We start from the raw sequence: 11605 nt of genomic DNA on the forward strand, positions 1-11605 counted from the left end.
GAATGTTACATTCAGGCTTTATTTTTATACTATTAAGTAGAGTCATCTGAAGGAATTGGTATCTATGCTCCGATAGTAAAGCAAATATTCTGAGATATCACCGGGACACTCGAAACCATCTCAAATACGGGATGGACCGGCACGTGGAAGAAAACCGTCCACACATCCAAAACCAGTTATCCGTACATTATCCCTCCCTCAGTGGACATGGGACTTTGTGTTTGACCTTGCTGCTGCCTAGCATAGGACTGAATTATCTTTTCCATATTTGCCCTTATGTTTGCTCCTTGGTTCCGAAGTTGTTGTGTATCTATTTTCAAACTTTCATTGTCCGCGATTCTACTAACTGATTCTATTAGAACTGCTGCTCCCTCTGGATCAGGAATCCCCCTTGCCGCATAAATGAGCATAGCTTTACAGGGAATACCATTCGATAGGCAGGAAGATAAGATCCCGCCAGCCATTCCTCCTACAAAAGCGGTAGTTGGATATATGCTGCTGTTATCAACTGCGATTCCTTGCTCTTTGCTTTTCACTTCATTTCCATTAATAAGGTTCGCTGCGTCTGCCTGTCTTCCATTGCTTGACAAAATCATAGGCACTCTTTTTGAATCCGGTAATCCTTCTACTGCTATTCCATCCAAAACCATAACTTCTTTTACTTTATTATTGAGAATCCATTTCGAGACTGCATCTAAAACAGAATACATGCCTTCGATTATTATTGGTGCCTCACATACAAGAACACAAACATCACCTTTTTCGTTTGCGTACACCCGACATGGATGCCTCAACTTACCCTCTGAATAAATTACCCCAGGAACAATATACTGGGATTCTACGCATGCTATTTGATTCATATGGAGTTTATTGATAATGTAACTTGTACTTATAGAGCCAACCAGCCCTGTGCCCGGGAACCCTGCAATGAGGATAGGAGAGTCCAGGTTATTTTTCCCCTGTACAATACTAGCAAGAGGTTTGATTCTGGTTTCGACCCCTGAGGTACCAGTATCAATATCGGTGTGAGTATTAGTCTGAGCTATTCCTTTCGTTTTAATTTTCGTCACTTGGTATTACTTAATCTGATTATAGAAATATATTTCTTGTGAGCATAGGAAGGTTTGTGCATATAAAATATTGTGAGTTCAATCGAAAATGATATGATTATGACATGATATAGCGTGAGATGATGTGGTATGATATCAAACTTTGGACATTAAATTTAGTGTTATTTTCATAGATCAGATTGGGAATGGATCACGTGTTCCGAAAGTGACCTGAAACATCATGAATCTGCTATACTATTCCATATAATTGCTATAAAATGAAAGGATATGTCGCATCCAAATACAGGATTAGAATCATAATCAATTTTATCCATTATATAGTTATTATAATCATTAGAAATTCCTATATAGTCTCTTATTGTAAATAGGTATAGTCAGAAATGAGGCCGGCATACGATTCTAGTAAAAGCGTACTATTACTAGACGATGAATTCGACATCACTACAGTCCTGAGACAAGGTTTAGAAAAGCAAGGCTTTCGAGTGTTTGGATTCACAGATCCGCTGCTAGCTTTGGAACATTTTCAAATTAATTCTAATCAATACGGGTTAGTAATATCTGATCTTAGAATGCCCGCAATGAATGGATATGAATTTATAAAAAATGTTAAAAAAATAAAGCCAGAAGTCCAAGTTTTCCTTATGACAGCATTTGAAATCGACGACAAAGAGTTTAGAAGACTTTTGCAATCAGTAAAGATAGATGAGTTTATCCAAAAGCCGATTGCTATTAAAAATCTTGTAGAACTAGTTCGTAGGTGTGTTAACGTCCAGATAAGCATCTAATTCAAAGCAATATTCACACGTGGTATGGTGTTACTTGTACCATAGAGTATATTATACCATTCTTTTACGCTCAGAAATGACAACTAAAACAAGCCAGTTTACATAAGAATTAAAGATCACATTTAGCCTCAGTAACAGATCCAAGCCTCGATTGGACACAGAGGTAGAGCTAGCTGAGTATGGTGAGTGAGCAGCTTCCTTATCTAAATCTGCCTGTCATAAATAATGCTTTTTATCAATATTGAAGGCGAGTAGATTGCAAACAAAAAATGTACTGATTCTGGTGTACGTAATAAGTGAGGGGGGCTTACCAGCTAATCATTATGATCCTCTTCAACATGTAGTCTATGATTTAAACCTGCTCTGAAGGCTCTGTAATTATGATCTACCTCCATAGCCGCAGTTAGAATTCTGCTTCTTATAGAGTTCGAAGACTCTAAGAACATCCTGGTATCTTTGGGTAGGCAATGACCTCCTATCCCTTCTCTTGGTTCCAGAATGTTGACATTCCATTTGGTGTTTAGAGCATCTCTTAGTTCCGGAAAGCTTATGTTATTTGCTTGAGAATAAAGATAAAGTTCCTCTGCAAATGCTATCTGCAAGTATCTATGTGCATTCTCGACTATTTTTGTTGTCTCTGCAATTACAATTCTTGAGACAGGATGCATAGGAATCTCTAGGCTCTTCTTATATGTGACCATCTTGGTATTCAAACTCGGTTCCAGAGTGGCCGAGTTTGTGTGTATAGTACTAAATGTATTGTTGTTGCTGTAGTTGTGGTTGTTGTTATCCTCAATTGTTTCTTTATCATAAAACTGCATACCTACTCCCAGACAGCAATCACATACTCCTCCTATTACACGCAACTGATTTACTCCATGTTCTTTTTCTTCTAAAGCATACCATCTATGTGGTGCATGAACTACATGTAGCCTATGGCGAAGTATCTCAAACACTTTCTGTGATGTTCCCCTTGGAATAGTACTCTCAATAGATACAAGAGCTCCATCTCTCTTTGCTTCTTTTGAAATCCTATCAGCTATTGACAATATTCCTTCTGTTTGGGGTGAGAACATATCATCGGGGGAATGCGTGGAGATGCAAATAATATATGCGTCGTAATCTCTAAAATCATGGGCTCTTTCTATTCCTCCAATACTCTCAGCCCTATTAACTGCTTCCAAGCTAGCATCAAAGCCATATACTTCAAATCCCTTTTCTTTGACATATTTAGCTGCTGGTAATCCCAGCTGCCCTAATCCAATAACCAATATTTTCTCAAACTGCATAAATTGTATGATCGCATAAAATAATGTACTACCGACTATATGAGCATTAGAACGTCAAATATATCGTAGATTCCGCAGTAATAATTCTCATATAGCAAACTTAATATTTCAGTACGTACTTAATCATCCCTTACTCCCCTTAGTATGTTCGCTTTGAAGTGTTTGATTGACCCGGCTTGACCTAAATGTAAGAATTCAATATTTCTTAATCATTAAAATCTGGATTGCTGTATGACTTATCCTGAAAGAGTAATATGGGAGAAAGAACTGGACCTAATTCAGGTCTTGCATGCCGAGTTTAGTCACTAAATAAATACTGTCTTCTTAATGAATCTCTATTCCATGTATAATATTTTGTGTAATGGAATAATATAATGAAAAGAAGTTGGCCAGCCTAAACCAAAAACATTGGACGACCTGGGAAGGCAATGCAATTTGGGACTAGCCGGTGGACTGTTATATATCATTTGGATAATTGTAGTGATAGTAATAATCATTGCGTTATTGTCGTTCTTATTCCACTTAATCTTTATTCTCCCAGCAACAATTACGGTTACAGAGGAGAAAATGGCAAGTGAATGGTATAATAGTATAGTTGATAATCGATCTCCCAAATGGTACCACATATCATACGCATCTCTGTTTACAGAAAGATTATCTGATATTGGAATAATTTTGAAACTTACTGATATCACGACATTAGACTCTAGAACGTTACAACAATCTACATGATTGAATTAAGGCTAGCTTGAACTAAATTCTGATATCTTGATTATAATTATATAATATCAAATTTTTACTCGAATGGTCCTACCGCTCATTATTCCATAATCACGGTCATTATGTTGAAAATGGAAAATAATCGGAACTCATCATGACCGTCAAGTCAGATTTTCTTGTTTGATTAAGATTTTGGCAAGCCATAATATTGAGAATTTTTAAAATACATATTCCACTTTCTGAGGCGGTGGTAATACTCAATCTATCCAGTCCATACCCATCATGAATAGCCCGACTAAGATACTTTGAGGTCGGACAAAGCCAGATATTCAGCAGACTAAGTATGAGTTCTGGTCTGGCTCAAACACAATAAAATTTCCAAGGACGATTTGAGTCTTCGGCCGAACACACATGATCCACATCCTAACTCTGCCCATTAACGAAAAAACTTGTTCGTCATAGAAAAATGAGAATATGATGGCCAAGTATTACATAATAGGATCTAAAAGATCCAAGATGCAACTTTTTTATATTAATTCTTCAAAGGGGCACAAACTAGTTCGGCTCCCAAATCATATTTTTCTTGAAAAAAAAAAATTATCATGAAGGTACCACGGGGTGGGTTTGACCAAATTGATGACCAAATTTTTGTTATTGATGACCAAAATGACCAAAATGACCGAATTAGAAGATTTGAAACCATATACGTTGGACCTGCGTATATTATTCATTATGAATCCACGTATACCGGCAAATTTGAGAACTGCCGCGATAAGTCTGTATTTACAGGGCGAAAACCGAAATCAAATAGCTTCAAAAACAGGCATTAGCCAAGGTTCTGTTTCAAATATTGTCGCAGCATGGAAAAAGGGTCTTGAGGAAGCTGAAGCAATGGACCTTAGAGACCTAGGGACCATGATGAAACGAGCAGGCTTGAACCCTTTACAATGCGCATCAGGTTTTAGGATTGTTCGAGTGCTAAGTGAGTTGGGTGTGAACGAAGATGACTTTTATGATTATATCTCTAATATTCATAACCGATGCGCTGAGTTAGGACTAGATCCTCAAAATGTAGCTCAGGGCATAAAGCAATTGCTCGTTTTATGCGAAACAGTTCCAATTTGGCAGGTGTCAGACTACATTGCAATTAAAAGAACTGAAAAGGAAAATCTTGAGAAAAGCGTGGCTACTTTGAAAACAGAAGAAGGACAAACAAGGACAAAGTTACAAAATGCTATGGATGAACATGGGATAACGCTGAGGCAAATCGAAGATTATCGTGCAATGAAGTCAAGGTTGCAAAAGGCTGGCGTCTAGACGATTTAGAGCTGTTCATTAAATCTTTAGAGCGCGCAAGGGAATTGGGTTATGATGCACAAGAAATAGTTAGGAATTTGGCAAACTTGAAGGCTTCAGTGGCATTGGATGCTGAACTTGAACACATGATTAGGGATAAGAAGTTATTATTAGGAACGCTGGAGGAAGAGCGCTCCAAACAAGAGCTTGTACTAGCAACTAATCATGTCGTGATTAACAAACTTCAAATTTTGGAGAGTACTGGATTTGGGTTTAAGGATTTAATAATTCTCTCGGACAAGGAGATATCTATGGCTTACGACATTCCAGTTAATAGTGCGGTACGTACATTTTTAAAAGATATTGATGAAAATTATGAACCTCATTTGGGCTATCAAGAAAGATGCAAAAATGCACAGATAAAATTCAACGAAATAAAACGTGAATATCTTTCTATGCAGGTTGCATTGGCTAACAAAAAGAAAGTAGCTGATGTGTTGGCCCAGCTTCTTTCATTTGGATATAAGGAGCAAGAAATATTAGAATTCGCTTATGAGTTGCAGCCAGAGCTGAGACTGATTGAGCCTCCAGCTGCAAATTCTGCGGGTGGCATTAGTATGGATATGATCACGAATATGTGGACAAATCTGACCCAAAACAAAACGTTGCTCCAACCCAACACTGCTTTTAGGAATGAAGACACTAGCAAAGCGCTCAACCAAAGCCTTCTATACATTCACAACCAGGAAATCGAGGCAATTTACAATCTGTTTGGCATTTACGGTTTTCGAAGAATTTAGAGCTGATTTCTTTCGCAGGTTATAGACCGGCAAAAACTTTTGAGATGGACATGAAAGAAGTCACCGAGATATGTGAGTATTCAAATGCTATCAAATGCGGCAATATCCAGGCAGAGAGCCCAGTTGCTATCAATATTCCATATCAAGACTAAGGGGATGAAAACGAGGTTACCGAAAGGAACTGGACCTCTGGCGAGTAAATTTGGAAGGATTAAATTTCAGCCCTCGGATGCTGCCGGGGCTTTTTGGTTTTCACCCAAATGAGAAGAATAATATATTCATAGATAGATCAGCGCGTTCAACAATTAAACTCAACCGTTAGTCCTTCTAGGTAAATGAAGTATGTCGCTCTAATTTAACTTGCAAGTGTCAGTTAGTTTGGGTTGAGAACTGGACAACTTAACTACTGTGATATCTCTTCAGAGAGGGCTGCCGTGTCCCAATTCGGGGATTTGACATCAGTATATTTGCAATTGTTGCCTTGATTTGAGCGATCAAGTATTCCTTGTACTATTAGTTCCTGAGCTATCATAGCTGCAATTGGCAAAGCACCTGTTGCACCAGGAGAATTATAATTCAAAACGTGCACCGAATATTCGTTCTTTATAATTTTAGTGTCACTAACAAATTTTCCTCGCACGTCTATTAATGAAGATCTTATACCAGCAGTCCCCCTTTGTATAAATGAACTGGGCCGGATTTGAGGCAAGAACTCCTTGGCCCTATTTATCATAGCGGTCTTGGAAATTGAACTTTTCAATTCACTGCTGGCCAGTTGTAAAAATTGCCTGTCAAATAGTATCCTCCGTGCCCCAGTTCTTGATGATTCGAAAATCTTTGGAATCAAAAATCTGATATTAGCGCTCAAGCTGTAGGCATAAGGCGAAAAGACAGGCACTGCGTTAGGACCTATTTCTCGTCTACCGTCTACACGTATGATCCAGTGCGGGTCTAGGAATGGATACTGCGGGTATTTTGGAACGGAATATATGCTCAACTTGGTTAGGTCGCGATATTCTTCTGGGGCTAACCAGTATTCTCCTCTGAAATGAAGATCGGAATATTGGGTTGCTATTTTCATGCCATGAGCAATGTCAATAGCATTGCCACCGGCTGTATTTACAACATAGTCGGTCTTAATGTTCATCCCATTACTGATATGGAGGGTTACGACATTTTGAGATGTGTCACCATCATTGGAATTCCTAGCTAAAATCTTCTCTACCTTTGAGCCAACAATAACACTACAACCAAATTTGCGTGCGTCATCTAAAATTTGTCTAGTAACTAGTCCGTAATTTGTTGAAGCATCCTTAGAGCAATAAATTCCTGCGAGACACCTCACATTTGGTTCTAGTTTTTGAACAGCAGCTTTTTCCAAATATTGTAATTCATCTTTCTTCAGCCCGTTGGAATATCCCCACTCTAAGTATTTGTGCAGTCTATCTATTCCACTATCATGGGTCGCTACCTCCAATACGCCATCCTGTTTAAAAGGTAATGATTTCAAGCTACAATATTCCTTTAACATCTTGAAGCCCAGGAAAGCCGCTTTAGCAAATAACTTTTTTTCAACCGGATTATATAGAAATGGGGCATGAACCTTGCCAGTGTTTCTGGAACTAGCATGCATCGCAATGGTTTGTTCTTGTTCTATAAGGACTACACTGTTCATCCTAGGGGCCGAGGCGCGACTTAAAAAATAAGCAATAGCAGTGCCTAATATGCCTCCACCAATGATTGCAACGCTATACCGATTGTCTGATCTCAACACATTGCCATTGGGAATTGGCCTCAAGTGATATTATTTGTTTCTTAATTGACCAGCTTGATAGTAAGTACAGTTTAGGAGTTCTAAAATTCATTAGCTACCTCACCAAACGATCTCCCTCTAGGAACATTTTGGAACTGCCTATCAAATGGGAAGTCTGTTTTTACAGATGGCACGTGATGATCAGGAGCACCATTTTTGTAATTAGTGTCCAGGTATTGAGCTAAGCAGCGTGTCTGAAACAAACAGTTAGTATTTCAATATGATTTCATCGCAAACGGTTAGTATTTTAATCGTCTGACTAAAATGTTTAGGCATAGAACGTATTCAATGCTATTGGCCTAGACATAATTCTTCCTTGAAATATCCTGCCATAAAACTAACGTTATATGCCAGGTTACATATTTCTGCAGCATATTTCTAGCACTTTAGTTTCAGCCTGGCCATACAACGAATTACGGGCGAATTGAAGGGAATAGGACTAATGTTACTACCAAGTAGAGATGAGTTCAGAGCATATGCCGATTCAATTTTATTATTATGGTTGAAAATTCCTGTGAAAGATTGTTAATTTGTTTTAATTGTTTTTGGTGATTACGGCAGCCACGTAAATTTATCCACCAACTTTAAATTACCTACAAACCATCATCAAGTCTATATTAAAAGATAGACAAGATTTATGAGAAATCCTTTCAGAAAATCTTCAAGTCCATACGGGAGGACAGGCGGATATAACAACATGCCAAGCTCGGGCATGCCTTCTAGCAAGTTAAAAATTGTTGCAGGAGTCATAACTTTTGTTGTTATTATTATAGTCATGTTTGAATCTGTTGTAGTAGTGGAGGCTGGACATAGAGGAGTAGTTTTGTACGTAGGAGCTGTAGAGAACCGTGTCCTGGGAGAGGGCCTACACTTCATTATCCCATTCGCTGAACAGGTAGTACAAATGGAAGTCAGGACTCTAAAATTCGAAGCTAACGCGACCGCAGCTTCCAACGATTTACAAGAGGTACAAACTACAATAGCCTTGAATTATCATATAAGCCCCAGCCAAGCTAACATCATATACCAGCAGTTGGGGCCAGATTATGAACAAAGGATAATTGCGCCTACTATACAGGAGTCCGTCAAGGCAAGTGTTGCTAAATTCAACGCTGAAGAGCTGATTACCAGAAGGGCCACAGCAAAAGCCGTCATAGCACAGACTATAGCCAATACTCTATCTGCAAGAGATATTGTTGTAGAAACGGTTTTTATCACAGATTTTAAATTCTCACAGGCGTTTGCTAATCAAGTTGAATCAAAGGTAGTTGCATTCCAAAAATATCTAACAGAACAGAATAATTTGCTGGCCATTAAAGTAATAGCGAACCAGACTGTTGTGCAGGCCCAGGCAGCAGCCAGAGCAAATGTAGCGAGAGCCACAGGAGAGTCACAGGCTATTCGAATTATCACTTCACAATTAGAACATAGTCCAGATTATCTCCAGTGGCTTTCTATCAACAGATGGAATGGACAACTACCATATGCTCTCGGCGGGACTGGAGGCGTTCCTTTCTTCCAGCTACCAGAGGTAAAGCCTGGCTTATTACAAAACCAAAGTCAGACCCAAAATCAAACCACGACCAGATGACTTCATATGATGCATGGTGTTTCAAACAAGTGGGCCGGATCTCAGATTGAAGAAAACAAGCTGCTAAGGAATTGTATTATTGGCTTTCTTGAGTGTAGCAAGGGAAAAGCGTTGAGCGGAAAGTAATGAACTCATCTAAAAAACCTCATTAGCATCATTATACAGCCAAGATGAATAAAACTTAGTTAGGTCGATGCTAATCTCTTATATTATGTCTGGATTCACTTAAAACTTGAGCCATCCATACGAAGGTTCGTTCTATTCTACTTCTAAATTTCTGAGTATTAGCAGAGGAAAATTTTTGGCCTATCCTGTACGATTTGTACAAAGCGAGTGGTAATAAAGGGACAATTTTGACGCATACCTGTCTCAAAAACCATTCTTGAGTTTAGAATAGATATGAACCGTAAGTACAAGTCTGATTATATACCACATATAAATAATATATCGTAAATGGTGTCATATGAAACGGAATCTTAACAGTGTAAAAGGAAATAAAGGAAAAAATCATTCACTAGTTAATAAAAGAAATAAAAGGACTACCATAGATACAACGAAGGCTGACAAAGTCTCTCATGGTATAATTGATATAGAAGACACTCCAGATGCATCTGTCTGGTCTAGACATTTAGCCGAGGGTAATGTAACAGGAAAGATATCGGAAGTACAGGGGCCAATTGTCAGACAGATGCATTCAGCTAATAAGAGGCAAAATATTACTGAAAGAATGACTAGGAGAAGAGGAATAGAGGATGAAGAAGGACTAGAACACTCACAAAATTTTGTAGACCCGGCAGATTCCAAAGAAGTTTCTAAGGCCATTACTTCCAATTCATCTCTAACAGATAAGTCTGACTGGTTGTCAAGCAATCTAACATACGCCAGATCTAAGATGGACAACGAAGATACAAACAAGATTATTAAATTCCACGGAACAAAAGTGGATAATGTGATTATTCACTATACGAGCAGATCATGGGATAATCCGGAAATGATAGCAATATCAGAATTTAATACTTCGAAGATTACAGGGAGGTTTGAAACTATAAACATTCAAGCTATAGCAGATTATATTACAATTACATTTTATAAACAAGAGCGTTCTAACTTAATCTTACGAAGAGAAATGATTCCTGCATATAAAGTTGAACATATATGGATAAAAGATACAAAATAGATAGATTCCCTTCATTTATCTAGGATTGGATTATTTTCTAAGTCACGCTCAATATTGTTGTTCTTATTGATATCGTACGTATTGTCATGAGGTCAAAATGACTAGCCCTATCTGGAGCGTTCGCTGCCTTCGATACGTTCACTATAATGCTGTATCTATACACTACTACCAAAGAATAATGAACATGTGAGACGACTTCTTGTTCAGATTGGTCTATCTTGTGAATATGGAACTTAATGCTGGAATAAATACAAGATTCACTATTTGTAATCAACCGCAATACGTCGGGCAAGACGTAAGATAAGATAAGATAAGATTTACTAAAGGCCATGTGTGATCTCGCTACACACACGGTCTGGGGATTCGACTAAACACTTTGGGCGAGTGAAAGATGGACAGACTAGGCTACAGGTAATCTCGAGGGAATTGGTGACCCATCTGCTTCTTACTTGCTGTGGATTGCTTGTAATCAGTGTTGCGCAGCATCATAGATAATGGTTCAAACGTCCTGTAACTAAGGCTGGTCTATTGAATTAGTCTAAGCATCAGTTAGTTATTTAGAACTCAATCAGAGCCGCTCGGGAGGCTTCGACTTGAATAGTATATTTCCCAAATCTGACAAAATCAGATAAAAAAATTGAATCTGCACACCTAGCTTGGTTGATCAACTTTCGACGCATCTAAAGCACGTAGGTATAGTACGTTACACATTCATTTATTGAATCAAACCAAGGTGAAAAGAGTCTGCTGGCAAAGTACATCACCCTATCTTGGCTTACTTGCAAGTCTATCTTGCCAGCCAACGACTATTCAGCATTAGATGGTTTTCGCATAATAATGGTCCCTGAGATGAATGCATGTTTTTGTCTAATACTTCGTTGCAGGCATACGTAGAGAGCTCTAATTTACCTTGTCGCATATTGAATATAGATTACTCTTATCGTATTCTAATTAGCCGCTAAGAGTAACTATCATGACCTAAAGTAATTGAAGTTTAGGCTGAGGATGTGGCTGCTATCATTGGTATAATGTATTACGAAGGAATACGCTCTATGCTCTAGGTA

9 protein-coding genes are annotated in these 11605 nt (G+C 38.3%); 6 read left to right on the forward strand and 3 right to left on the reverse strand.

Going from position 1 to position 11605, the window contains the following annotated elements; all coding sequences use genetic code 11:
* Positions 1 to 176 precede the first annotated feature (176 nt).
* Positions 177 to 1070, reverse strand: a complete 894-nt coding sequence (locus DYY65_RS04385) for a proteasome assembly chaperone family protein (RefSeq protein WP_162476767.1) — start codon at positions 1068 to 1070, stop codon at positions 177 to 179.
* A 380-nt stretch (positions 1071 to 1450) separates the two neighbouring features.
* On the opposite strand from DYY65_RS04385, the gene DYY65_RS04390 reads away from it, so the two are divergent.
* Positions 1451 to 1855, forward strand: a complete 405-nt coding sequence (locus DYY65_RS04390) for a response regulator (protein WP_162476768.1) — start codon at positions 1451 to 1453, stop codon at positions 1853 to 1855.
* Between the two features lie 314 nt (positions 1856 to 2169).
* Here the strand turns inward: DYY65_RS04390 and DYY65_RS04395 are convergent, their stop codons facing one another.
* Positions 2170 to 3144: an NAD(P)-binding domain-containing protein gene (locus tag DYY65_RS04395; RefSeq protein ID WP_201449326.1), complete on the reverse strand. Its 975-nt coding sequence runs from the start codon at positions 3142 to 3144 to the stop codon at positions 2170 to 2172.
* A gap of 1377 nt (positions 3145 to 4521) precedes the next feature.
* Between DYY65_RS04395 and DYY65_RS04400 the strand changes: the two genes are divergently transcribed.
* From DYY65_RS04400 to DYY65_RS04410, 3 genes are all read left to right on the forward strand, one after another.
* Complete coding sequence (locus DYY65_RS04400) at positions 4522 to 5181, forward strand: helix-turn-helix domain-containing protein (RefSeq protein WP_236561661.1); 660 nt, start codon at positions 4522 to 4524, stop codon at positions 5179 to 5181.
* Between the two features lie 44 nt (positions 5182 to 5225).
* Positions 5226 to 5960, forward strand: coding sequence for a hypothetical protein (locus tag DYY65_RS04405; protein ID WP_162476771.1), 735 nt, complete (start codon positions 5226 to 5228; stop codon positions 5958 to 5960).
* A gap of 84 nt (positions 5961 to 6044) precedes the next feature.
* Positions 6045 to 6224, forward strand: a complete 180-nt coding sequence (locus tag DYY65_RS04410; protein WP_162476772.1) for a hypothetical protein — start codon at positions 6045 to 6047, stop codon at positions 6222 to 6224.
* 139 nt (positions 6225 to 6363) lie between these two features.
* Here the strand turns inward: DYY65_RS04410 and DYY65_RS04415 are convergent, their stop codons facing one another.
* Positions 6364 to 7731: an NAD(P)/FAD-dependent oxidoreductase gene (locus tag DYY65_RS04415; RefSeq protein ID WP_162476773.1), complete on the reverse strand. Its 1368-nt coding sequence runs from the start codon at positions 7729 to 7731 to the stop codon at positions 6364 to 6366.
* Positions 7732 to 8470: 739 nt separating this feature from the next.
* Here DYY65_RS04415 and DYY65_RS04420 point away from each other — a divergent pair.
* Together DYY65_RS04420 and DYY65_RS04425 are read left to right on the forward strand one after the other, a co-directional pair.
* A complete protein-coding gene (locus tag DYY65_RS04420; protein WP_236561662.1) occupies positions 8471 to 9364 on the forward strand; it encodes a prohibitin family protein in 894 nt (297 codons plus the stop codon).
* 463 nt (positions 9365 to 9827) lie between these two features.
* Complete coding sequence (locus DYY65_RS04425; protein WP_162476775.1) at positions 9828 to 10541, forward strand: hypothetical protein; 714 nt, start codon at positions 9828 to 9830, stop codon at positions 10539 to 10541.
* The last annotated feature ends 1064 nt before the right edge of the window (positions 10542 to 11605 follow it).

It is taken from the genome of Nitrososphaera sp. AFS (assembly GCF_009898475.1).
Lineage (GTDB): Archaea > Thermoproteota > Nitrososphaeria > Nitrososphaerales > Nitrososphaeraceae > Nitrosopolaris.